A 23,936-nucleotide genomic window follows, 5' to 3' on the forward strand; every position below is an offset into this window, starting at 1 on the left:
GTGGCCTGCGAGACTGGCCGCATGCAGAGTTGGCCGATCACCACGGACGACGTCCGCGGTGCGCACAAGATGCTCGCCGGGGTCGCCCGGGTCACCCCGATGGAGAGCAGCCGGCACCTGTCCGCGCTGATCGGCTCCCCGGTGCACCTCAAGTGCGAGAACCTCCAGCGCACCGGTTCGTTCAAGCTGCGCGGCGCGTATGTGCGGATCGCCGGGCTCTCCCCGGTGCAGCGCGCCGGCGGGGTGGTCGCGGCCAGCGCGGGCAACCACGCGCAGGGCGTGGCGCTGGCGGCCTCCCTGCTGGGGGTGCGCTCCACCGTGTTCATGCCGGTCGCCGCCCCGCTGCCGAAGGTCGCCGCCACCCGGGAGTACGGCGCGGAGGTGCGGCTGCACGGCGCCACCGTGGACGAGGCACTGCAGGCCGCGCGGCGGTACTCGGAGGCGACCGGCGCGGTCTTCATCCACCCCTTCGACCACTGGGACATCGTCACCGGCCAAGCCACGGTCGGCCTGGAGATCCTGGAGCAGTGCCCGGAGGTGCGCACCATCCTGGTCGGGGTGGGCGGCGGCGGTCTGATCGCCGGGATCGCGGCGGCGGTCAAGCCGCTGAGACCCGACGTCCAGGTGATCGGCGTCCAGGCGGCCTCGGCCGCCGCGTACCCGCCCTCGCTGGCCGCCGGGCGGCCGGTCACGCTGGACCACTTCGGCACCATGGCCGACGGGATCATGGTCGGCCGCCCCGGTGACATCCCGTTCGAGGTGGTCAACACCCTGGCGGACGGCATCCGTACGGTCTCCGAGGACGCGCTCTCGCGGGCCCTGCTGCTCAGCCTGGAACGGCTCAAGATGGTCGTCGAACCGGCCGGCGTCAGCCCGATCGCGGCCATGCTGGAGCAGCCGGAGAGCTTCCAGGGCCCGGTGGTCGCGGTGCTGTCCGGCGGCAACATCGACCCGCAGCTGATGCAGCGGGTCCTGCGGCACGGCCTCGCGGCGGCCGGCCGCTACCTGTCGCTGCGGGTCCGCCTCGCCGACAAGCCCGGGTCGCTGGCGGACCTGCTGGCGGTGCTGACCCAGGTGGACGCCAACGTGCTGGACGTGGCGCACGTGCGGATCGACCCCAGGCTCGGACTGACCGAGGTCGAGGTGGACCTGCACCTGGAGACCAAGGGTCCCGGGCACTGCGCCCTGGTGGTCAGCGAGCTGGGTGACGCGGGGTACGTCGTCACCCAGTAGCCCGGCGGGCGCCGACCGTCCGGCGGGCCCTGTCAGTGGCGGCCGGCAGGATCGGAATCAAGGCTTCACGGCACGGTGGCATGCCGGAGGTCTGAGTCTTGACGCGATATATCGCAATCTGCCATTCTCGCGATGTATCGCGTTTGGCCCCGATGGGCCAAGTGACCTTTTCGGGTCACAGCGGACAGAACGTGCGAATCGCTAGAGGAGATGAGGCAGGCCCATGGCGCCAGCCATCCAAGCCGAGAACCTGGTCAAGACCTTCGGGAACGTCCGCGCCCTGGACGGCGTCAGCCTGGATGTCCCCGAAGGCACGGTGCTCGGTCTGCTCGGCCCCAACGGGGCCGGGAAGACCACCACCGTCCGCGTCCTCACCACGCTGCTCCGGCCCGACTCGGGGCGGGCCACGGTCGCCGGGGTCGACGTGCTCAAGCACCCGAACCAGGTGCGCAGCCTGATCGGCCTCTCCGGCCAGTACGCCGCCGTGGACGAGTACCTGACGGGCCGCGAGAACCTCCAGATGGTCGGTGAGCTCTACCAGATGAGCGCCCGCGACGCGAAGGCCCGGGCGCTGGAGCTGCTGGAGTGGTTCAACCTCACCGAGGCCATGGACCGCACCGCCAAGACCTACTCCGGCGGTATGCGCCGCCGCCTCGACCTCGCCGCCGCGCTGGTGGTCCGCCCGCCGGTGATGTTCCTGGACGAGCCGACCACCGGCCTCGACCCGCGCAACCGGCTGGCGCTGTGGGAGGTCATCGAGACCCTGGTCGAGCAGGGCACCACCCTGCTGCTCACCACCCAGTACCTGGAGGAGGCCGACCGCCTCGCCCACGACATCGCCGTGGTCGACCACGGCAGGGTGATCGCCCGGGGCAGCGCCGACCAGCTCAAGGCGCAGATCGGCGGCGAGCGGGTGGAGGTGGTGGTGCACGAGCGCGACGACCTCACCGAGGCCCTCGCCGCCCTCGCCCCCTACGCCAAGGGCGACCCGGCGGTGGAGAAGAACACCCGCCGGATCACCGTTCCGGTCAGCGGCGGCGCCAAGGTGCTCGCCGACGTGATCCGCGAACTGGACGCCCGCTCGATCGAGATCGACGACATCGGCCTGCGCCGCCCCACCCTGGACGACGTCTTCCTCTCCCTCACCGGCCACGCCGCCGAGGCCGGGGAGAACGCCGAGGCCGGGGGGAACGGCGAGCAGCAGCCCGCAGCCGCGGGCCGCAAGGGGCAGGCCCGCGAAGACAGCCACGGAGAGGGCGCCTGATGACCAGCACCACGGCCACCGAACACGCCATCGGCCACGCCGTCCCCGTGCAGCGCCGCGGCGTCGCCGCCACCCTGCACGACTCCTGGGTGGTCGCCAGACGCAATCTGCGCCGGATGACCCGGATACCCGAGATCGTGGTCTTCGGGCTGATGCAGCCGGTGATGTTCGTCCTGCTGTTCTCGTACGTCATGGGCGGCGCGATCCAGATCCCCGGGACGCAGGCCAGTTCCTCCACGTACACCCAGTTCCTGATGGCGGGCATCTTCGCCCAGACCGTCACCTTCGCGGTGGCCGGCGCCTCCGCCGGCATCGCGGAGGACATGACCAAGGGCCTGGTCGACCGGTTCCGCTCGCTGCCGATGGCCCGCTCGGCGGTGCTGGTCGGCCGGACCCTCGCCGACCTCTGCCAGACCGCGTTCACCCTGCTGGTGCTGGCCGTGGTCGCGCTGCTGGTCGGCTGGCGGATCCACGACGGCCTGCTGCGGGCGCTCGCCGGTTTCGGGCTGCTGCTGCTGCTCGGCTACGCCTTCTCCTGGATCGGCGCGCTGATCGGCCTCTCGGTCCGCAGCCCGGAGGCGGCCACCTCGGCCGGTCTGATCTGGCTCTTCCCGCTGACCTTCGTCTCCAACGCCTTCGTGCCGATCACCAGCATGCCGGGCTGGCTGCAGACGGTGGCGTACTGGAACCCGTTCAGCGCCACCGTGCAGGCCGCCCGCGACCTCTTCGGCAACCAGGTCGGCCCGGTGGACCCGGCCTGGCCGATGCAGCACGCCGCGCTGGTCTCGGTCGCGTGGTCGCTGGTCATCATGGCGGTGTTCTCCTGGCTCTCGGTGCGCAAGTACCGCTCGGCGGCCGGCTGACCGCAGCCGGGGCGGCTGCGTGCCGCCCGGCAGGAACGCCGAAGCGGCCGTGCCCCCGAAGGGGCACGGCCGCTCTGGTGTCCGCAGGGGCCGGATCAGCCGTTGTACGGCTTGACCTCGACGATCCGCACGCTGGCCTGCTTGCCGTTCGGCAGCTCGTAGCCGGCGTCGTCGCCGACCTTCTTGCCGTCGATCGCGCGGCCGAGCGGCGACTGCGGCGAGTAGATCTCCAGGTCGTCGCCGACCACCTCGCGGGAGCCGAGCAGGAAGACCATGGTGTCGTCCAGGTCACCGTCGAAGGCGACGGTCACGATCATGCCGGGGGCCACCACGTCGGAGTCCGCGGGGGCCTCGCCGACCTTGGCGCGCTCCAGGAGCTGGGTGAGCTGGCGGATGCGCAGCTCCTGTTTGCCCTGCTCCTCCTTGGCCGCGTGGTAGCCGGCGTTCTCCTTGAGGTCACCTTCCTCACGCGCGGCCTCGATCTTCTGGGCGATCTCGATGCGCCAGGGGCCGGTCAGGTGCTCCAGCTCGGCCTTGAGCTGGTCGTAGCCGGACTGAGTGAGCCAGGTCACGTTCTCGCTGGTCTGGGTCACGGGTGCTCCTCGTCGGTGCTGGGCTGTGCTGAGGGTTGGTCGTCAGCAGGGGTGGTGCCGTCGTATCTGGAAAAGGTGGGGCGGTCGTACTACAAAGCAACGCCCGCTCCCGGGCCGTCCGGCGCGGAAGGGGCGAAACCACGAGCCTAACAACTTCCGATCCCGAGTGGGAGAGGCCAGGAGCGAGCCTGCGGGACGGATTCCCGTCCGGACCGGGGAGTATGCCTCGGCCGGGCACTTTCGGCGCCCGGTTCCGTCCCGGGCTGCCGGGCTTCCGGCCGCTGCGCTGCCGGGCAGGATCCGCGCTACTTGGCGGGAGTGCACCCGAGGAGCTCGGCGGTGGTGCCCCAGTCGGTGGTCTTCAGGGTGACCACCCGGGTGTAGCTGCTGCCCGCGGCCGGTACCGGGAAGTCGTACTGGCCGACCACGCCGCCGTCCTTGTCCTGGGAGCGGACGGTGCAGACCCCGCCGGTGCCGTCGTTCTTGTGCACCGACAGCTGGAGCTGCACCTCGTGCGCGGAGACCGGCTGGAAGGTCGGGACCGAGCCGCTCATCACCGTCGCCCGCAGCAGGTACGAGCCGCCGAGCCAGGCCACCAGGCCGAGGAAGAGCACCCCGCAGACCACGGCGGCGATCCGCAGCCTGCGGTCGGCCTCCTGGTCGCTGCGACGGCTGTAGCGGCCCTCGGGAAGAACCTGGGTGGGCGTAGGGCTGGCGGTCATGGCGGGCTCGGTCCTTTCGACGAGGGGCGGTCGGCCGACGGAGGGAATGGACGAGCCCTTCAGTCAGTCACTATAGGAGGGGCACGTCCGCGCCGGAGGCGGCGGGGGAGCCGGCCCGACGAACCGGATATTCCCGGAAGGAACCAGGCGTTGACTGAGCAGTTGCGACTGATGGCGGTGCACGCGCACCCGGACGACGAGTCCAGCAAGGGTGCGGCCACCATGGCCATGTACGTCTCCCAGGGCGTGGACGTCCTGGTTGCCACCTGCACGGGCGGGGAGCGCGGATCCATCCTGAACCCGAAGCTCCAGGGCGACCCGTTCATCGAGGCGAACATTCACGAGGTGCGCGCCAAGGAGATGGACGCGGCCCGCGAGATCCTGGGCGTGAAGCAGGCCTGGCTGGGCTTCGTGGACTCCGGCCTGCCGGAGGGCGACCCGCTGCCGCCGCTCCCGGAGGGCTGCTTCGCCCTCCAGGACGTGGCCGAGGCAGCGGCGCCGCTGGTGAAGCTGATCCGCGAGTTCCGGCCGCACGTCATCACGACGTACGACGAGAACGGCGGCTACCCGCACCCGGACCACATCATGACCCACAAGATCTCCATGCTGGCCTTCGACGCCGCCGGTGACCCGGACGCGTACCCGGAGGCGGGCGAGCCCTGGCAGCCGTCCAAGCTGTACTACAACCACGGCTTCCCGATGGGTCGGATCCGCGCCCTGCACGCCTACCTCACCGAGCACGGTCTCGACTCCCCGTACGGCGAGTGGATCGCGGGCTGGGAGAAGAGCGGCCGCAAGGAGCGCGAGATCACCTCCCGGGTCCGCTGCGAGGACTGGTTCGAGACCAGGGACAAGGCGCTGATCGCGCACGCCACCCAGATCGACCCGGACGGTCCCTGGTTCCGCGTACCCCTGGACATCCAGCGCGACATCTGGCCCACCGAGGACTACGAGCTGGCCCGCTCCCTGATCGACACCGACCTGCCCGAGGACGACCTCTTCGCCGGTCTGCGGACCCCCAGCCGCGTGGCCTGACCTGCCGCTCGGCAGTCCCTGCACGACACGTACCACCCCGGTGACCCGGCCGATGTCAGGCCGGGTCACCATGGAGAGATGAGCACCCCGATGAGCTTCACCGACCTCGCCACCGGCCTCGCCCTGGACGAGAACAAGGTGACCCCCGGCCTTCTCGGTTTCGTCGTCTTCGCCGCCCTGGGTGTCGCCACCTGGTTCCTGGTGAAGTCGATGAACAAGCAGTTCAAGCGCGTCGACTTCGTCGAGGAGCCCGAGGCCGCCAAGGAGTGACCTCCCGGGCCGGCGGTCGCCTCGCCGGCCCGTCCGTCCACCGCCCCCGCTGAGGACGGCGCTTCGACGCCGGTCCTCCGGTTGAGCCTGCCGCCCTGAAGGGCCCCGGATGCGCGAGGATGAGCGCATGCCGAACCGACTCGCGGGCGCCACCTCGCCGTACCTGCTGCAGCATGCCGACAACCCGGTGGACTGGTGGCCCTGGGGGCCGGAGGCGTTCGAGGAGGCGAGGCGGCGGGGCGTGCCGGTGCTGCTGTCCGTCGGGTACGCCGCCTGCCACTGGTGCCACGTCATGGCCCACGAGAGCTTCGAGGACGAGGCCGTGGCGGCGTACGCCAACGAGCACTTCGTCGCGGTGAAGGTGGACCGCGAGGAGCGGCCGGACGTGGACGCCGTCTACATGGAGGCGGTGCAGGCGGCCACCGGGCAGGGCGGGTGGCCGATGACGGTCTTCCTGACCCCCGGGAAGGACCCGTTCTACTTCGGCACCTACTTCCCGCCCGAGCCCCGGCACGGGATGCCCGCGTTCCGGCAGGTGCTGGAGGGGGTCACCGCGGCGTGGCAGGAGCGGCGGGACGAGGTCGGCGAGGTGGCCGCCCGGATCAGGGACGAACTGGCCGAGCGGGCTTCGGTCTACGGCGCGGGGAGCGGGGCGCTGAACCCGCCGGGGGAGGCGGACCTGCACCAGGCGCTGGTCGCGCTCAGCCGGGGCTTCGACCAGAAGCGCGGCGGCTTCGGCGGAGCGCCCAAGTTCCCGCCGTCGATGGTGATCGAGTTCCTGTTGCGGCACCACGCCCGCACCGGCTCCGAGGCGGCGCTGCAGATGGCCGAACGGACCTGCGAGGCGATGGCCAGGGGCGGCATCTACGACCAGCTCGGCGGCGGCTTCGCCCGCTACTCGGTGGACGCCGAGTGGGTGGTGCCGCACTTCGAGAAGATGCTGTACGACAACGCCCTGCTGCTGCGGGTCTTCGCGCACCTGTGGCGGGCCACCGGCAGTGCACTGGCCGGCCGGATCGCCCGGGAGACCGCCGACTTCCTGCTGCGTGAACTCCGCACGGCAGAGGGCGGCTTCGCCTCCGCCCTGGACGCCGACAGCATCGACCCCGGCACCGGGAAGTCCGTCGAGGGCGCCTACTACGCCTGGACACCGGAGCAGCTGACCGGGGTGCTGGGCGAGCGGGACGGCGCACTGGCGGTCGAGCTCTTCGAGGTCACCGGCACCTTCGAGCACGGCAGCTCGGTGCTCCAACTCCTCGGAGAGCCGGAGGACCCGGCCGACTACCAGCGGATCCGCGCCCGGCTGTTCGAGGCCCGTGCGCAGCGGCCCGCGCCCGCCCGCGACGACAAGGTGGTGGCCGCCTGGAACGGGCTCGCCATCGCCGCCCTCGCCGAGACCGGCGCGCTGCTGGACCGCCCCGACCTGGTCGAGGCGGCCGAACGCGCGGCGGACCTGCTGCTCGCCGTCCACCTGACGGCCGACGGGCGCCTGCTGCGCACCTCCCGGGACGGCAAGGCGGGGGAGAACACCGGAGTCCTGGAGGACTACGCCGACACCGCCGAGGGCTTCCTCGCCCTCTACGCCGTCACCGGCGAGGCCGAATGGCTGGACCTGGCGGGCGGGTTGCTCGACACCGTGCTGGCGCACTTCACCGACCCGGCGTCCGGAGCCCTGTACGACACGGCGGACGACGCGGAGGAGCTGATCCGCCGCCCGCAGGACCCGACCGACAACGCCACCCCCTCCGGCTGGACCGCTGCGGCCAACGCCCTGCTCACGTACGCCGCCTACACCGGTTCCGACCGCCACCGCGGTGCCGCCGAGCGGGCCCTGGGCATCGTCGGCGCGCTCGGCAGCCGGGCGCCGCGCTTCATCGGCTGGGGGCTGGCCGCCGCCGAGGCGCTCGTCGACGGCCCGCGCGAGGTCGCCGTGGTCGGCCCGGCCGCGGACCCGGCCACCGCCGTACTGCGCCGCACCGCGCTGCTCGGCACCGCCCCCGGCGCGGTGGTCGCCGTCGGGGAGCCCGGAGCGGTGGACGTCCCGCTGCTCGCGGACCGTCCGCTGCTGGACGGGAGGCCCGCCGCGTACGTCTGCCGGCACTTCACCTGCGATGCCCCGACGGCGGACCCGGCGGTGCTGGCGGCGAGCCTGGGCGCGCGGGAGGAGTAGCACCGGCGCTGCGGCGGGGGGGGGGCCCGCGGGCGCGGGCGGGGGGGGGGGGGGCCCGGGGGGGGGGGCCGGCGGGCCCCGGGGGCCCCGGGGGGGGGGGGGGCCGGCCGGGGGCGGGGGGGTGGCGTCCCACGGGCGCGGGGGCGTCCCCCCCCCCGGCCGGCCGTCGGGGGAGGCACGCCGTCGTGTCCGAACCGGTCGCAGCGCGGCCGTCCGACGTGGACACTCAGAGTGCGGTGGCACGTGGCGACGCGGACCGCTCGCCGGGAGGGTGAGGGGGCCGGTATATCGGCTGCGGGCTGCTGCGGGCGCTGGGCACAATGGGCCATGACCTGGACCCTCAGCTCGTCGCCGGACGAATTCCGCGCCGAGGCCGGTGACTTCCTCGCCGCGCACCCCGCCGAGAACACGGTGCTGCTCACCCTGCTGGACCGGCTCGTTGCGGCGGCCCCGGAGCGCCTTGCGCAGCAGCAGCCCGGCTTCGGCTGGTGGCGGGCCGGGCCGGGAGCCCCGGTCGGCGGGGTCTTCGTGCAGACACCGCCGTCTCCTCCCCGGCTCGGGCTGACGCCGCCGGCGGCAGCGGCGGAACTGGCCGCACTGCTGCGGGCGCGGGGCGCCGAGCTGTGCGGGGTCGGCGGGGGCAAGGCGCCGGCGGAGGCGTTCGCGGCGGCCTGGGGCCGGGAGGCCGGCGTGCGGGTGCGGGTCAGGGTCAACGAACGGCTCTACCGGCTGGGCGAGTTGACCGAGCCGTCGCCCGCCCCGAGCGGCCGGGCCCGGCGGGCGGGTGCGGGCGACCGGGAGCTGCTGATCCGGTGGTTCGGGGCGTTCACGACCGAAATCGGCGGCTCGGACCGGACCGACCACGCGCCGGCGGTCGACCGGCGTACCGCCGAGGGCGGTCTGCACGTCTGGGAGGACGGGGGACGCCCGGTCGCGTTCGCCGGGGTCAGTCCGGTGGTCGCGGGCATGTCCCGGATCGGCCCGGTCTTCACCCCGCCCGAGCTGCGCGGCCGCGGCTACGCGAGTGCCGTGGTCGCGGCCGGTTCCGTCCACGCCCGTACGGCGGGTGCGAGCGAGGTCGTGCTCTACACCGACCTGGCCAACCCGGTCAGCAACTCGATCTACCGGAAGCTGGGGTACCGCCCGGTCGAGGACTGCGTGGTGTTCGACTTCGGCTGATCCGGCCATCGGGCCCGCGGGGCAGGCGGTCACTCCCAGTCCCAGCCGACCCCGAGCAGGCACGGCCGCAGTCCGCTCGCCACCAGGTGGACGCGGTGCTGTCCGTCCAGGGTCAGCTCCTCGGTCTCGCGGGGCTTCTCGCCGGGGGCGTGGCTGAGGAAGCGGTGGCAGCGGACGGGCAGGGCGTCCCGGTCGAAGCTGATCTGCAGGACGTACTGGCCGGCGCCCGAGTTGAAGCCCCGGATGTACTCGCAGCTGGGCGCGTGCCCGGGGGTGTCGTCGAAGCCGTACCCGAGCAGGTGGGTCTCGCCGGCGCGCAGCCGGCGGTCCAGCAGCAGCTCGACGAGCAGGAGTTGGGAGTCCGGGTCGCGACGGATGCGTCCGGGGCGGCAGTTCTCCTCGGCCCGCACGGTGACCCGGTCGATGTCGCAGCCGGGGTCGCCCTGGTAGAGGGCGAGGTAGCGGTCGGTGCCGTCGCGGTGGGCCCGCAGGGCGTGCTGGGAGTCCCGGCAGAGGATCCGGCGGTCGGCGCCGACCCGGACGCGCTCGATGTGGGTGACGGTGTGCAGGCCGGTGTCGCGGGGGCTCGCGATGCTGGCGAGCAGGCGGTCCACGGCGGCCGCGGGGGTGATCAGGTCGCGGTAGGGCCGCACGACGGGGGAGGCCGGTTGGGCGGTGGCGTTCCGCCGGGGGCCGAGCAGCCGGGTGAGCGAGTGCTCGGGGATGTCCAGGACGTCCTCCAACACCCGGACCGCGCGCAGGGATTCGGCTCGTTCCGGTCTACGGCGACCCTGCTGCCAGTAGCTCAGACTGGTGACGCCGACGTGGACGCCGCGCTGGGCGAGGTGCTGCTGCACCCGGTGCAGGGCGAGTCCCCGGGTCGCGATGGCCGTCCGCAGGGCGAGGTGGAAGGGGCCGGTTCTGAGGACGGCCGAGAGCTCGGTCTGGACGATGGGCTGCATGTCCCGCTCCCGTCTGGCTTCCCGCGGTCTGTCCGGTTGACCGTGAATATTCACACGGGCGCGGTGGATTGTCATCTGGTCTGGACAACTGACGGGCCGTGGGGTAGTGCCGCGTTCACACCTGGGTGTGCCCGTTCACACCGGTGCCGACCCCTGCCCGGAGTCCGTTGACCACCCCCGCCGGGCGGGTCGATGCTCGCTCTCAACGCGTCCGGACGCGGTCCCCCAGCGCACTACCTGTGCACTCCGCAGGAGGAACCCACATGTCACAACCTCGGATACGCCTGCGCCGCGCGCTCGCCGCGCTCGCGCTCGGCGTCCTGGCGCCGGTCCTCAACTCCGCCGCCACCACTCCGGCGCAGGCCGTCGAGCAGCGGCCCGGCCACCCGGCGGCGCAGACCAGGCTCACCGCCCAGCAGCGCCCGGCGTCGGCCGCCGGCACCTGGCGCAAGCTCGACATCAGCATGCAGCAACAGCAGCGGGACAACTGGTGCTGGGCGGCGAGCGGCAACACCATCGCCACCTACTTCGGCTACGACTACAGCCAGAACCAGTTCTGCAACGCCGCCTTCGGCCGGGCCACCGACTCCAGCTGCCCCAACAGCCAGGCGGCCCTGGACGACGTGCAGTCCGCGCTGAGCCGGGTGGGGATCAACCCGGGCCGGTACGTCAACAGCTACCTGCGCTACTCCACCGTGCAGAGCGAGATCGACGCCAACCGGCCGATCGAGACCCGGATCCAGTGGAGCTCGGGCGGCGGTCACATGCACGTGCTGTACGGCTACGACACCAGCAGCAACTGGGTGTACTGGGGAGACCCGTGGCCGTCCAACTACCGCTACAACTGGGCGGACTACACCTACTACGTCGACAACGGCTCGTTCTCCTGGACCCACTCGCTCTACCGGATCGGCGCGTGAGGTGACGACCATGACCGAGATCCGCAGGAACCTCTGCCGCGTCGCCGCCGCCACCGTCCTCGCCGCCGCCCTCGGCCTGGCCACCGCACCGCTCGCCCCGGCGGCGGACGGCGTCGGCGCCCCGCGGCCGGTGGCCGCCGCCGACCTGGCGGCCGCCCGCAGCGCGGTCCAGGCCCCGGCCGTCCAGGGCCGGTTGAGCCACTTCTTCGCCCGCAAGGGCGTCCCGCCGAACCAGTCGCTCGGCATCACCGCGGCCGACGAGGCCCGGGCCGCCGCCCGGGCGGCCCCGCGGCTGAGCGGTGCGACCGTCCCCGTCTACACCCTGGACGCGGCTTTCGTGCAGGGGACGGCCGGCGCGCCGGTCGCCAGGCCGGACTTCGTGGCCAGCAAGGTGGTCGCCGGGGACGGGCAGACCGCCTCCGTCTGGACGGTGCGGCAGGGCTCCGGCTGGCGGGTGGTGAACATCGCCTCCGGCGGTGACGAGACCGACTACCCGGCCAGGGCTGCGGCCGGCGGGGGCGGCACGGCCTTCCGCGAGCCGCAGGTGAACGCCTGGTACGTGCTGCGCGGCGGCCGGGTGCTGCCGCTGGACGACGAGGCGCGCCGCTCGGTCGGCGCGGCCGGGGTCAGCCTGGCCGAGTACCGCACGCTGGTGCACCGGCGCTACGCCGACAAGCTGCCGGGCTCCGGCTACGACCGGGCGGGCGAAGGCGGCGGATACCGGCTCGGTGCCGAACCCGGGGGGAGCACCGGACCCGCGGGGACGGGGGCGGGCGTGCCGCTGCTGCTGGCGGGCTCCGCGCTCGGTGCCACCGCACTGGCGGGGGCGGGGCTGGCGGCCCGCCGCCGGGCCCGGGGCTGAAGCCGGGCGGACGGCGGAGCGGCCCGGAGGTCTCGGACCTCCGGGCCGCTCCTGTCCGTGTGCGGCGGCGCGGGGGCCGTACGGGAGACCGGGGCCGGCGGGCCGGCCTCCGGGCGCGACCTCCCGGCGCGGCGGCGCATCCTGCTCGCCGTTCTCCACAGGGGCTCTCCGCGGGGCCGGCTCGGCCCGGTGCCTTCCGTCCCGCGCCGTCCCCTATCCGCTGCGAGCCCGCGCCCCCGGCGGGCCCCGGCGCCCCGAAGAGCCTGCGCGCCCCTGAGAGCCCGCGCGCGCCCGGGAAGTCTGCACGCGGAATTGATGCAACGTTGATCCCCCGTTCGCCCCCACGGGCAGGAGCGCATGTCACCGTGGGTGGAGACGTCGTGTCATGCGGTCATGCGGCTGGAGGGGCGCCGATGGCGATCAGGTATGGACAGCTCTGGGGGGCTGTGGCGGGGGTGTCGGCAGCGCTGGCGGTGGTCGTCGGCTACCTGCTCGGCGGGGAGCGGACGGTCTGGGCGGTCGCCGCCGCCGAGACGCTGGTGTTCATGGGATGGGTGGGACGCCGGTTCCGCAGCCGGGCGCTGGCCGGGCCGCCCGTCCACGGCGCGGACGCGGCCCACTGCGAGCGCTGCCGCCGGGCCCGCGCCCGGCTCGACCACCACTGAGCCCGGCCGCGCCGGCCTCAGCCGGCCGTGCCGTAGGCGACCAGCGAGACGCCGACGTACTGCACGATGAACGCGCCCAGCGTGAAGGCGTGGAACACCTCGTGGAACCCGAACCAGCGGGGTGAGGGGTCGGGCCGCTTGAGCCCGTACACCACGCCGCCCACGGTGTAGAGGACACCGCCGACGATGAGCAGGGTGAGGACGGCGGCCCCGCCGGTCCGCAGGAAGTCCGGCAGGAAGAAGACCGCCGCCCACCCGAGCGCGAGGTAGCAGGGGGTGTAGAGCCAGCGCGGGGCGCCGACCCAGAACACCCGGAAGGCGATCCCGGCGAGCGCACCGCCCCAGACCAGCCAGAGCAGGACCTGCCGTCGCCCGCCGTCCAGCAGCAGGATCGTGAACGGCGTGTAGCTGCCCGCGATGATCAGGAAGATGTTGGCGTGGTCGAGCCTGCGCAGCACGGCCTCGCCGCGCGGACCCCAGCTGAAGCGGTGGTAGACGGCGCTGACGCCGAACAGCAGCCAGGCGCTGACCGAGTAGACCGCGCAGGCGACCTTGGCCGCCGTCGACCCGGCGAGACATATGAGCACGATCCCGGCGGCGAGTGAGGCCGGGAACATCGCGGCGTGCAACCAACCCCGCCACTTCGGCTTGACCGGTTCAAGGAGGGCCGCAGTGGCCGTGCTCTGGTCGGCAGTCATGGCCAACATGCTACTTACGGAACCGTAGGTTACCAATGCGTAGGAAGTGGCCCTACTCACTTTTGGACGTTCTGGAGTGTTCGGGCCCGTCGTCGGAGGGTCCTGATCGGCCCTCCGGAGCCGTGGGAGCGGCCGCTAGTTCGACACAATGGCGCAAAACTTCCGTCAAAAGCGCCAAGGTGCCGTGTTCGGGCCGGTGCGTCGGAGCTACGGTGTAACCACCCTCAAACCCCCGCAACGCCTTCTCCTGTCCGAGATGGCGTGAAACGGAGCGATCGTGTCGTACGAGAACTCTGCTCTCGCATCCGCGCCCACCCGCCACAAGCGCCTGCTCGCCTGGGTGAGCGAGATCGCGGAGCTGACCCAGCCGGACCGCATCGAGTGGTGTGACGGCTCGGACGAGGAGTACCAGCGCCTCGCCGACCTGCTCGTCGCCCAGGGCACCTTCAAGAAGCTCGACTCCGAGAAGCGCCCCAACTCCTACTACGCTGCCTCCGACCCCTCGGACGTCGCCCGGGTCGAGGACCGGACGTACATCTGCTCCGAGGAGGAGAAGGACGCCGGCCCGACCAACAACTGGAAGGCCCCCGCCGAGATGCGGGAGATCTTCGCCGGTGAGACGGGTCTGTTCCGCGGTGCGATGAAGGGTCGCACGATGTACGTCGTGCCGTTCTCGATGGGCCCGGTCGGCTCCCCGCTGGCCGCGTACGGCGTCGAGATCACCGACTCCGCCTACGTCGCCGTGTCGATGCGCGTGATGACCCGCATGGGCCGGGCCGTGATCGACCAGCTCGGGGAGGACGGCGACTTCGTCAAGGCCGTCCACACCGTCGGCGCCCCGCTCGCCGAGGGCGAGGCGGACGTGCCGTGGCCGTGCAGCAGCACCAAGTACATCTCGCACTTCCCGGAGAGCCGCGAGATCTGGTCCTTCGGCTCCGGCTACGGCGGCAACGCCCTGCTCGGCAAGAAGTGCTACGCGCTGCGGATCGCCTCGACCATGGCCCGCGACGAGGGCTGGCTGGCCGAGCACATGCTCATCCTCAAGCTCACCCCGCCGGTCGGCCCCACGGGCGAGGCACGGCCCACGTACGTGGCCGCCGCCTTCCCGAGCGCCTGCGGCAAGACCAACCTCGCCATGCTCCAGCCCACCATCCCGGGCTGGAAGGTCGAGACCATCGGCGACGACATCGCCTGGATGCGCTTCGGTGCGGACGGCCGCCTCTACGCGATCAACCCGGAGGCCGGCTTCTTCGGCGTCGCCCCCGGCACCGGCGTGGACACCAATGCCAACGCGATCGAGACCCTCTGGGGCAACACCGTCTTCACCAACGTCGCGCTGACCGACGACGGCGACGTCTGGTGGGAGGGCCTCACCGACGAGCCGCCGGCCCACCTGACCGACTGGCGCGGCAACGACTGGACCCCCGAGTCCGGCACCCCGGCCGCCCACCCGAACGCCCGGTTCGCCGTCCCGGCCGCGCAGTGCCCGACCATCGCCCCCGAGTGGGAGGACCCGGCGGGTGTGCCGATCTCGGCCATCCTGTTCGGCGGCCGCCGCGCCACCGCGGTCCCGCTGGTGACCGAGTCCTTCGACTGGCAGCACGGCGTCTTCCTGGGCGCGAACATCGCCTCCGAGAAGACCGCTGCCGCCGAGGGCACCGTCGGCGAGCTGCGCCGCGACCCCTTCGCGATGCTGCCGTTCTGCGGCTACAACATGGGTGACTACTTCGCCCACTGGCTGAAGATCGGCCGGCAGGCCGACGCCGCCAAGCTGCCGAAGATCTACTACGTGAACTGGTTCCGCAAGAACGGCGCGGGCGAGTTCGTCTGGCCCGGCTACGGCGAGAACAGCCGGGTGCTCAAGTGGATCGTCGAGCGCCTGGAGGGCACCGGCGAGGGCGTCGAGACCCCGATCGGCGTGCTGCCCACCGTCGAGGGCTTCGACCTCGACGGCGTGGAGATCCCGAAGGACGACCTCGACCTGCTGTTCTCCGTCGACGCGGACATCTGGCGCCAGGAGGCGGCGCTGGTCCCGGCCCACCTCGAGCTCTTCGGCGAGCACACGCCGACCGAGCTGTGGGACGAGTACCGCGCGCTGGTGAAGCGCCTGGGCTGACGGGCCCGGGAACCGAGACGCCGCCGCTCCTACCCTCACCAGGGGCGGCGGTACTCGAACGACACGACCGACGGCCGGAGTCCCGAAGCCGGGCGGCCTCCTCCGATCAGGCGGAGACCGTCCGGGCCGGGACCCCGGCCGTCGGTCGTTCGTCCGTTCCCCCGCGGGGAACTACGGCTGCGCGTACCCCGAGAGGAAGTCGCCGATCCGGGTGACCGCGTCCGTGATCTCCTCCGGGCGCGGGAGGGTGACCAGCCGGAAGTGGTCGGGCTCGGGCCAGTTGAAGCCGGAGCCCTGGACGATCAGGATCCGCTGCGCCCGCAGCAGATCGAGCACCATCTGCTGGTCGTCCTTGATCTTGTACACCTGCGGGTCGAGCCGCGGGAACGCGTACAGCGCGCCCTTGGGCTTCACACAGCTGACGCCGGGGATCTCGTTCAGCAGCCGGTACGCCGCGTCCCGGGACTCCAGCAGCCGCCCGCCGGGCAGCACCAGGTCCCTGATCGACTGCCGTCCGCCGAGCGCCGCCGCCACCGCGTGCTGCGCCGGCATGTTGGCGCAGAGCCGCATCGAGGCGAGGACGTTGAGGCCCTCGATGTAGCTCCGGGCCCGCGCCCGGTCGCCGGAGAGCACCATCCAGCCGGAGCGGAAGCCCGCGACCCGGTACGACTTGGACATGCCGTTGAAGGTGACGCAGAACAGGTCCGGCGCCAGGGTGGCCAGCGGGACGTGCTCCGCGTCGTCGTAGAGGATCTTGTCGTAGATCTCGTCCGCGTAGATCACCAGCCGGTGGCGGCGGGCGATCTCGGCCAGGCCCTCCAGGACCTCGCGCGGGTAGACCGCGCCGGTCGGGTTGTTGGGGTTGATCACCACCAGCGCCCTGGTCCGGTCGGTGACCTTGGACTCGATGTCCGCGAGGTCGGGGTACCACTCCGACTGCTCGTCGCAGCGGTAGTGCACGGCGGTACCGCCGGCCAGGCTGACCGAGGCCGTCCACAGCGGGTAGTCGGGCGCCGGGACGAGCACCTCGTCGCCGTCGTCCAGCAGCGCCGTCATGGCGAGCTGGATCAGCTCGGAGACGCCGTTGCCGAGGAAGACGTCCTCGACCGAGAGGCCGTGCAGGCCGCGCTCCTCGTACTGCATGACCACGGCGCGGCGCGCGGAGAGCAGGCCCTTGGAATCCCCGTAGCCGTGAGCACCGGCGAGGTTCCGCAGGATGTCCTGGAGGATCTCGGGGGGCGCCTCGAAGCCGAACAGGGCCGGGTTCCCGGTGTTCAGCTTGAGGATGCGATGCCCCTGGTCCTCCAGTCGCATCGCCTCGTCGAGCACCGGGCCGCGGATGTCGTAGCAGACATTGGCGAGCTTGCTGGACTGGATGACCTGCATGTCTGAGTACTCTACGACGCCGCCCCGCCGATCACCTCATGGTCTGGGCCACAGCCCGGTGCTCTGCTGCGGCCCTACTCCGGCGGCAGCGCGTAGATGTGCGGACCGAACTGCGCGAACAGCCGCTCGCCGTCCGTGCTCAGGGACCAGTCGTCCGACGGGCCGCCCTGGACGGAGAAGGTCCAGCGCAGGCTCGCGCTCTTGACGTCGACCGCGTACACGCCCGCCCCGAACGAACCGGGCACGAACAGCGTGTCCTTGACCAGCACCGGAGCGGTCAGCACCGAGACGCTCTTGGGCAGGGCGCAGCGCCACAGCTCCTTGCCGGTGGCGGCGTCCCAACCGCAGACCGAGGGGGTGCCGTCGCTGGCGTACACCGCTCCCTTGGCCGCGAGGGGCGGGGTGAACATCCGCTTCTCGTCCGAGGGAACGGTGATCTTCCACTGCTGCTTGCCGTCGGAGAGCCGGACGGCCTGCAGGCCGGTCCGCTCGGTCAGGCAGTACGCCTGGGTGTCGTCGCTGGCGGGCGGGTAGGCGGCGGGGGCGCCGGTGTCGGCGTACCAGATCTGGGTGCCGTCCTTGCCGCTGCGGGCGACCAGGTTGTTGCTGCTGTCGGTGTAGTAGACGTTGCCGGCGGCGGCCATGCCGGCCACGAAGACGGCGGCGTCCTTCTTCCGCTCCTGGAACCACATCTCCTGCTGGCTGTCGAGCGAGATCGCGGCCACACCGGAGGTCATGGACCCGAACATGACACCCGCGGGTGACAGGTTGGCCAGCATGTAGACGGCGTTGTCGTCCACGCCCAGCAGACCGTCGGACGTGAGCGAGTCGCCCTTCGGGTCCTTCCCGGCGTACTGCCAGCGCGGCACCCCGGTGTCGGCGGCGAAACCGACGAGCTGCAGGTCGCTCTGGGTGTAGACCAGCCCCTTGTGCGCCAGCAGCCTGACGGCGGGGACGTCCCGCCTGGCCCACTTCTCCTTGCCGGTCACCGTGTCCAGCGCCACCAGGCTGTCACCCTGCGGGCAGAGCACCCCGCCGATCACCAGCGGGGGCACCGAGGTCAGGTGGCCCTGGGCGTCGTAGGTCCACAGCGGCTGCGGCGGCACGCCGGCCGGGCGGGACTGCTTCGGCACCGGCTGCGGTGCCGTACCGGTCGGCGCGGGGACCGGGGGGTTGTGGTGCTGATCGGGGGACAGCGCCCAGACCGCGCCGCCGCCGACGGCGGCGACCGCGAGGGCCCCGCCGCCGAACAGGAAGGCCCGCCTGGACGGCTTGGCCGCGGGCGCCGGGTCGCCGCCCGGCGCGCCCTGCGGCGCCTGCAACGCGTAGGAGGTCGGCGCGGCGTGCACGGACTGCGGGACCGTCCCGCGGCCGAGCTGCATGGTGCCCGGGGTGGCGGCGAGGTCCGCGTCGGTCGGCGAGTAGCCGCTGGACGGGGCGACGGCGCTGCCGCGCGCCGGGGTCTCCATGTCCATCACCTTCGCGGCGTGCTGCGCCAGCGCCCCGGTGACCGGTGCGGGCAGCCAGCCGTCGCGCAGCACCGCCGCCGGACCCTGGGGCGCGAGCAGCTCGGTGAGCTCCTCCGGACTCGGCCGCCGCGCCGGGTCCTTGGCCAGGCAGGCGGCCACGGCGGGGCGCAGCGCGGCGGGCAGCGCGTCCAGCCGGGGCTGGTCGTGCACCACCTTGTACAGCTGCGCGGCCGGTCCCGAGGAGGATTCGAACGGACCCTCCCCGGTGGCCGCGTACACCAGCACCGAGCCGAGCGAGAAGACGTCACCGGCCGGTCCGATCGGCAGGCCGGAAGCCTGCTCGGGGCTCATGTAGCCGGGCGAGCCGACCACGATCCCGGTCCGGGTGAGGCTGTCGCCCTCCATCGCGCGGGCGATCCCGAAGTCGATCAGCCGGGGGCCGTCGGCGGCCAGCAGCACATTGGACGGCTTGAGGTCGCGGTGCACCAGACCGGCCCGGTGCACGGCCGCCAGCGCCTGGGCCAGGCCCGCGCCGAGCGCCCGTACCGAGTCCTCGGGCAGCGGCCCGTGCGCGAGCACGGCGTCGGTCAGCGAAGGACCGAGCACGTAGGCGGTGGCCAGCCAGGGCACCGGCCCGTCCTTGTCGGCGTCCACCACCGGTGCGGTGTACGCGCCGTCCACCGCCTGCGCGGCCTCGACCTCGCGGGCGAACCGGCTGCGGAACTCCTGATCCTCCGCCAGCTCCGGCCGGACGACCTTGACCGCTACCGTCCGGCCACCCGCCGAGCGGGCCAGGTAGACCCGGCCCATCCCGCCGGCGCCGAGCCGCGCCAACAGGCGGTACGGTCCGACCGCCTCCGGATCGGTGACGTCCAAGGGCTCCATCTGTTGCTCCCCGTTGCAAGGTGATTCGCCATCACTGGTCGCTGGCTCCGCAGATGCTACGGGTCGTACGCTCGCCCCGTCGGGCGGAGGGGGGCAGCTGTGGTCGGGGAACTGGTCGGAGTGCCGGTCGGGGTGGTGGTGGGTGCCGTCGCCGGGCTGCTCGCGGCGCCGCTGCTGCGCGCGGCGGCGGCGCGCTACGCGGTGCCCCACGGTGAGCCGTGGCGTGCCCCGGGCGTGCCGGGCGGTCCCGGCGTCCTCCCGGTCGCGCTGGTCGCGGCCGGGGTGGGCGCGGCGACCGGTGCGGCCGCGCGGGGGCCGCAGCTGCTGCCGCTGGCCTGGGTCGGACTGTTCGGCGTGGTGCTCGCCTTCGTGGACGCGACCGTCCACCGCCTGCCGGACGTCCTCACCCTGCCGCTCGCCCTCGGCACCGCCGTCCTGCTGCTGCTGACCGAACCTCAGGGCGCGGTCCTGCTGCGCTGCCTGTACGCCGCGGCGGCCCTCGGCGCCTGCTACGGGGTGCTCGCGCTGCTGGCCCCGATGGGTTTCGGCGACGCCAAACTGGCGCCGACCCTGGGCGCGGTCCTCGGCTGGTACGGCTGGAGCACCGTCCTGGCCGGATTCTGGTACGGCTTCGTGCTCGCCGCGCTGTGGGGCGGCGCGCAGTTGCTGACCCGGCGGATGAAGGGCGGCGACTCGCTGCCGTTCGGTCCCTGCATGCTGCTCGGCGCCCTCCTGGCGGTCCTCGCCGCGTAGCGGTCCCGGGCCGTGACGGCTCTCGTGCCCCGGGGGTGGTCCGCGGCTCGGCCTCGAAAGGGGTGCTGGCACCACCGGAACCGGGGAGCCAGCACCATCGCCGGGGTGCGGTGGCCGCAGGGAGCATGGTCACCGGACGTCAGATCACCTACGGGGAGGGCACGACCGTGCTGCTCAGGAACTCTTCGGCCAGGACCGCCAGGACCGCCAGGACCGCCACGGCGGCCGCGCTACTCGTGATCGCGGGCGGATCGGTGCTGCCAGCGCAGCCGGCGGCCGCCGCCGTCCCGGGCACCGCCGCAGCCTCCCGGTGGGCCGACGGCATCTGGCGGATGGACGGCTACGGCACGGTGCTCACGGTCGCGGGCGACCACCTGCAGACGTACCAGACCACCTCGGTCAGCTGTCTGAAGGGCGACGGCGCCGGGCGCTCCGGCACCGCTGCCGGATCGGTCACCTTCACCGCCCCCGACACGACCGTCCTCACCATGCGCGCCCGGGGCACCCGGGAGGCCGCCCTGCACATCGACGGTTCGCCCGGCGACCGGACGCTGCGCCGGATCCCGTCCCTGCCCGCCGGCTGCGGCCGTCCGGGGCCCACCGGCCCGGTGGCGGCGTTCGACGTCTTCTGGCAGACCTTCGAGGAGAACTACCCCTTCTTCGCCGCCAAGGGCATCGACTGGCACGCCGTCAGGGCGCAGTACCGACCCCGGGTCGGCGCCGGGACGACCGACGCGCAGCTGTTCGCCGTCCTCAGCGAGATGGTCCGTCCGCTGTACGACGCCCACGTCTCCGTCGACGCCGGCGACACGGGTGCCTTCGCCCAGGGCCGACCCGGCACGGTGGTGCCCGGCCCGGCGCTGGACGACCGGGTCCGCGCCTACGTCGAGGAGCGCGACCTCGGCGGCCGGCCGCTGCAGTACTACGCCAGGAACCGGATCGGCTACGCCGACCTGCCGGACGGCCAGGGATACCTGCGGATCTCCGGCTTCGGCGGCTACACGGACGATCCGCACGACGGCTACGCGGCCAACAGCGCCGAGCTGCAGCGGGCCCTGGACGAGGTCCTGACCCCCGAGCGCACCGCCCGGCTGAGCGGTCTGATCATCGATCTGCGGATCAACGGCGGCGGGTCCGACAGTCTCGGGCTGCAGATCGCCTCGCGCCTGACGGACCGCTCCTACCTCGCGTACAGCAAGACGGTGCGCAACGACCCGGCGGACCCTGACGGCTTCGCCCGCCCGCAGCCGATCGTCGTCCAGCCCGCCCCGGGCGCCCGCTACACCGGCCCGGTCGCGGTACTGACCAGCGGGTCCACGGTCAGCGCGGGGGAGACGTTCACCCAGGCGCTGATCGACCGGCCGGGCGGCACGGCGCGGATCGGCGAGTCCACCCAGGGCGTCTTCTCGGACGTCCTGGAGCGGAGCCTCCCCAACGGCTGGCAGATCGGCCTGCCCGACGAGGAGTTCCGCACCCGCTCCGGCGGGACGTTCGACGGGCCGGGCATCCCGCCGCAGTACCCGGAACCGGTCTTCACCCCGGAGGAGTTCAGCCACCACCGGGACTCGGCCTTCGACCGCGCGGTCTCCCTGCTGGGCGCCACCCGACGGGCGGCTTCCACCCCCCGGCCCCGGTGAGACGGGAGGCCCGCCGCACCAGGTCGGTGCGGCGGGCCTCGTCCGGAGCGCCGCCCCACCCCCGAAGGGCGGCGTTCCGGGCAGGAGTTGCGGCACGGTGGACGGCTGCCGCACGACGAGGGAGTTACGGCATCGCGTGGAGGTGGGCACCCACGTTGGTGGAGAAGTCGTTGCCGTTCGCCGCGTCCCAGTTGGTCGACCAGGTCATCGCACCCCGGATGGTCGGCCACTTGGCCGGCGGGACGAAGCTGCCGCAGTTGGTGCCCTTGGCCAGGCAGTCCAGCGCGTTGTTCACCACGGTGGAGCTGACGTAGCCGCCGCCCGCCGCCCTGCCGGACGCCGGGACACCGATGCCGACCTGGTCCGGGCGCAGGCTGCCCTGGATGTGGGTGCAGACCTGGCTGGTGATGAAGTCCACGGTGCCCTGGTTGTAGACCTTGCCGTCACAGCCGTTCATGCCACCGGAGTTGTAGAACTGGGTGTTGACGACGGTCAGGATGTCCTTGGTGTTCAGCGCCAGTTGGAAGTACGCGCCCGCGGTGCTGTACATCCCGATGGTCTCCGGCGCCATGGTCAGCACGAATCCCGGGCCCACCTTGCTCTGCAGGGCGTGCAGCGACTGCGCCAGGTGGACCGGGTCCACGCCGTTCTCCAGGTCGATGTCCACCCCGTCGAAGCCGTACTGCCGGATCAGGGCGTACGCGCTGTTGGCGAAGTTGTCGGCGGAGGTGGTGTTGTTGACCACGATGGTGCCGTTCTGGCCGCCGACCGAGAGCACGACCCGCTTGCCCGCCGCGTGCTTCGCGGCGATGTCGGCCTTGAAGTCCGCGTCGGTGTAGCCGCCCAGCTTGCCGGCGAGGGCCGGGTCCAGGGTGAAGCCGATCGCGCCGGGCGTGCCGGTCGCGTCGGCGAAGGAGACCGCGATGATGTCGTACGCACTCTGCACGTCGCGCAGTCGCTGGACGGTGGCGCCGTTGTCGAAGTTCTGCCAGTAGCCGGTCAGGGCGTGGGCCGGGAGTCCGCTGCTCGGCGGGGTGGTGGGTCCGGTCGGCGAGGAGCTCGGGGACGAGCTGGGGCCGCCGCTCGGGCTGCTGCTGGGCGAGGAGGACGGGGAGCCGGACGGCGAGCTCGACGGGGAGGTCGAGGGCGAGGGCGAGGTCGAGGGGGACGTGCTCGGTGACGGCGAGGAGGTGCCCCCCGGGCCGGTCAGCGTGATGTCGTCCGCGCCGTAGGCGCCCTGGCCGTACCAGCCGTGCACGTACACGGTGACGGTGCTGGTGTCGGCACCGGTGGTGAAGGTGCTGCCGAGCTGGTTCCAGCCGCTCTGGCTGGACCAGCTGGACGGGTCCGTGCCGCCGGTGCCGCTCGCGCCCAGGTAGACGTACGGGCCCTGGACCCAACCGCTCAGCGTGTAGCTGGTGTTGGGCAGCACGCTGATGGTCTGCTGGCAGTTGGCGGTGTCCGAGCTGCCGGGGGTGGCCTGGAGGGCGTACGCGCCGGAGTGCACGGGGGAGGAGACCGCGCTCGCCGTGCCGGTGCAGCTCCAGCCGGAGAGGCTGCCGGTCTCGAAGCCGCCGTTGGCGACGAGGTTGCCGACCGACGCGCTGGCGCCGCCCGCGAACAGCGCGAGGCCGGTGCCGGCCAGCGCGAGGGCGGTGGTGCCGGCCGCGAGGACCGTGGGGACGTTGCTTCGGCGGCGCCGGTGGGACGGCTGCTGCAGGGTACGGGCCATGGAGGCACTCCGTGGGGGAGGAGGGGAGCCGCCGCGGTGGGGGCGCGGCGGCTCCGTGTGGGGGAGGGTGGACCGCAGTGGAGCTGTCGGGGGCGGCCGGCCGACCGGTGCGCGCCGGTGCCCACCGCCCTCGCTCCACAAACTGGACTAGACCAATGGCAAGCGTCAAGCATCCGGAGGCCGTCTTACGGCTCATTTAAGGAAGCGGTGACCGTTCCGTGTCATGCCGTCCGACGCCGCGGCCGGAGGGGTGACCGCATCGGATCCACACCGGGTCGGAGGTATTCGTACACGCTTGTGACACCTTCGGTACCTGCGGCTTTTACCTTCGTGCACCGTGCGGGAGTAGGCTGCGCCAGGGGTTTTCAGTCGCATCCGGGGGACTGAGTACGGAGGGGCCGAACGTCATGGGTCTGCGCGATGTGGTCGAGAGCACGCCGGGTCTGCGCACCCTGCTGGACAACGCGTACCGGCTCTACGGCCGCCGGGTCGAGGTGCACCTCGACAACACCCCGCACCACA

20 protein-coding genes are annotated in these 23,936 nt (G+C 72.7%); 13 read left to right on the top strand and 7 right to left on the bottom strand.

What is annotated here, in order from left to right; all coding sequences use genetic code 11:
• Window positions 1–21 precede the first annotated feature (21 nt).
• The 3 genes from ilvA to ACFC1R_RS14675 all read left to right on the top strand — a co-directional run bounded on the left by ilvA (window position 22) and on the right by ACFC1R_RS14675 (window position 3,360).
• Window positions 22–1,233, top strand: a complete 1,212-nt coding sequence (gene ilvA / locus ACFC1R_RS14665; RefSeq protein WP_375938216.1) for a threonine ammonia-lyase — start codon at window positions 22–24, stop codon at window positions 1,231–1,233.
• Between the two features lie 223 nt (window positions 1,234–1,456).
• Entirely contained in the window at window positions 1,457–2,497 is a 1,041-nt protein-coding gene (locus tag ACFC1R_RS14670) for an ATP-binding cassette domain-containing protein (protein WP_375938219.1), read from the top strand.
• Entirely contained in the window at window positions 2,497–3,360 is an 864-nt protein-coding gene (locus ACFC1R_RS14675) for an ABC transporter permease (protein ID WP_375938222.1), read from the top strand. The genes ACFC1R_RS14670 and ACFC1R_RS14675 overlap by 1 nt, the downstream gene beginning before the upstream one ends.
• 95 nt (window positions 3,361–3,455) lie before the next feature.
• Here the strand turns inward: ACFC1R_RS14675 and greA are convergent, their stop codons facing one another.
• The gene (greA, locus tag ACFC1R_RS14680) at window positions 3,456–3,953 is read right to left on the bottom strand and encodes a transcription elongation factor GreA (protein WP_375938225.1); all 498 of its coding nucleotides are present in this window, start codon (window positions 3,951–3,953) and stop codon (window positions 3,456–3,458) included.
• A 305-nt stretch (window positions 3,954–4,258) separates the two neighbouring features.
• Complete coding sequence (locus ACFC1R_RS14685) at window positions 4,259–4,675, bottom strand: DUF4307 domain-containing protein (protein ID WP_375938228.1); 417 nt, start codon at window positions 4,673–4,675, stop codon at window positions 4,259–4,261.
• A 150-nt stretch (window positions 4,676–4,825) separates the two neighbouring features.
• Here ACFC1R_RS14685 and mca point away from each other — a divergent pair, with 150 nt between their 5' ends.
• The 4 genes from mca to ACFC1R_RS14705 all read left to right on the top strand — a co-directional run bounded on the left by mca (window position 4,826) and on the right by ACFC1R_RS14705 (window position 9,329).
• Window positions 4,826–5,710, top strand: coding sequence for a mycothiol conjugate amidase Mca (gene mca / locus ACFC1R_RS14690; protein WP_375938231.1), 885 nt, complete (start codon window positions 4,826–4,828; stop codon window positions 5,708–5,710).
• A gap of 78 nt (window positions 5,711–5,788) precedes the next feature.
• Entirely contained in the window at window positions 5,789–5,980 is a 192-nt protein-coding gene (locus tag ACFC1R_RS14695; RefSeq protein ID WP_375938234.1) for a hypothetical protein, read from the top strand.
• 127 nt (window positions 5,981–6,107) lie between these two features.
• Window positions 6,108–8,150, top strand: coding sequence for a thioredoxin domain-containing protein (locus ACFC1R_RS14700; protein WP_375938237.1), 2,043 nt, complete (start codon window positions 6,108–6,110; stop codon window positions 8,148–8,150).
• A gap of 327 nt (window positions 8,151–8,477) precedes the next feature.
• Window positions 8,478–9,329 carry a GNAT family N-acetyltransferase gene (locus tag ACFC1R_RS14705; protein ID WP_375938240.1) on the top strand — a complete coding sequence of 284 codons (852 nt, stop codon included), beginning with the start codon at window positions 8,478–8,480 and terminating at the stop codon, window positions 9,327–9,329.
• 29 nt (window positions 9,330–9,358) lie between these two features.
• On the opposite strand, the gene ACFC1R_RS14710 is transcribed toward ACFC1R_RS14705, so the two are convergent.
• Complete coding sequence (locus tag ACFC1R_RS14710; protein WP_375938243.1) at window positions 9,359–10,291, bottom strand: hypothetical protein; 933 nt, start codon at window positions 10,289–10,291, stop codon at window positions 9,359–9,361.
• Window positions 10,292–10,554: 263 nt separating this feature from the next.
• Here ACFC1R_RS14710 and ACFC1R_RS14715 point away from each other — a divergent pair, with 263 nt between their 5' ends.
• The 3 genes from ACFC1R_RS14715 (at window position 10,555) to ACFC1R_RS14725 (ending at window position 12,738) form a co-directional block, all read left to right on the top strand.
• Window positions 10,555–11,211 (top strand): papain-like cysteine protease family protein, encoded by a 657-nt coding sequence (locus tag ACFC1R_RS14715; RefSeq protein WP_375938246.1) that lies wholly within the window; start codon window positions 10,555–10,557, stop codon window positions 11,209–11,211.
• Between the two features lie 10 nt (window positions 11,212–11,221).
• A complete protein-coding gene (locus ACFC1R_RS14720; RefSeq protein ID WP_375938249.1) occupies window positions 11,222–12,073 on the top strand; it encodes a hypothetical protein in 852 nt (283 codons plus the stop codon).
• A 413-nt stretch (window positions 12,074–12,486) separates the two neighbouring features.
• Window positions 12,487–12,738, top strand: a complete 252-nt coding sequence (locus tag ACFC1R_RS14725; RefSeq protein WP_375938252.1) for a hypothetical protein — start codon at window positions 12,487–12,489, stop codon at window positions 12,736–12,738.
• Between the two features lie 17 nt (window positions 12,739–12,755).
• On the opposite strand, the gene ACFC1R_RS14730 is transcribed toward ACFC1R_RS14725, so the two are convergent.
• Window positions 12,756–13,445, bottom strand: a complete 690-nt coding sequence (locus ACFC1R_RS14730; protein ID WP_375938254.1) for a hemolysin III family protein — start codon at window positions 13,443–13,445, stop codon at window positions 12,756–12,758.
• 268 nt (window positions 13,446–13,713) lie between these two features.
• On the opposite strand from ACFC1R_RS14730, the gene ACFC1R_RS14735 reads away from it, so the two are divergent.
• On the top strand, window positions 13,714–15,552 hold the full coding sequence (locus tag ACFC1R_RS14735) for a phosphoenolpyruvate carboxykinase (GTP) (RefSeq protein WP_375938257.1): 1,839 nt from the start codon (window positions 13,714–13,716) through the stop codon (window positions 15,550–15,552).
• Between the two features lie 171 nt (window positions 15,553–15,723).
• On the opposite strand, the gene ACFC1R_RS14740 is transcribed toward ACFC1R_RS14735, so the two are convergent.
• A complete protein-coding gene (locus ACFC1R_RS14740) occupies window positions 15,724–16,938 on the bottom strand; it encodes a pyridoxal phosphate-dependent aminotransferase (protein ID WP_375938260.1) in 1,215 nt (404 codons plus the stop codon).
• A 74-nt stretch (window positions 16,939–17,012) separates the two neighbouring features.
• Complete coding sequence (locus ACFC1R_RS14745; protein ID WP_375938263.1) at window positions 17,013–19,292, bottom strand: PQQ-binding-like beta-propeller repeat protein; 2,280 nt, start codon at window positions 19,290–19,292, stop codon at window positions 17,013–17,015.
• Between the two features lie 99 nt (window positions 19,293–19,391).
• Here ACFC1R_RS14745 and ACFC1R_RS14750 point away from each other — a divergent pair, with 99 nt between their 5' ends.
• Together ACFC1R_RS14750 and ACFC1R_RS14755 are read left to right on the top strand one after the other, a co-directional pair.
• On the top strand, window positions 19,392–20,045 hold the full coding sequence (locus tag ACFC1R_RS14750; protein ID WP_375938266.1) for a prepilin peptidase: 654 nt from the start codon (window positions 19,392–19,394) through the stop codon (window positions 20,043–20,045).
• Between the two features lie 125 nt (window positions 20,046–20,170).
• A complete protein-coding gene (locus ACFC1R_RS14755) occupies window positions 20,171–21,682 on the top strand; it encodes a S41 family peptidase (protein WP_375938268.1) in 1,512 nt (503 codons plus the stop codon).
• A gap of 124 nt (window positions 21,683–21,806) precedes the next feature.
• Here the strand turns inward: ACFC1R_RS14755 and ACFC1R_RS14760 are convergent, their stop codons facing one another.
• Window positions 21,807–23,414 carry a chitinase gene (locus tag ACFC1R_RS14760; RefSeq protein WP_375938271.1) on the bottom strand — a complete coding sequence of 536 codons (1,608 nt, stop codon included), beginning with the start codon at window positions 23,412–23,414 and terminating at the stop codon, window positions 21,807–21,809.
• Window positions 23,415–23,936: the final 522 nt, after the last annotated feature.

It is taken from the genome of Kitasatospora sp. NPDC056138 (genome assembly GCF_042264695.1).
Taxonomy (GTDB): Bacteria; Actinomycetota; Actinomycetes; order Streptomycetales; family Streptomycetaceae; genus Kitasatospora.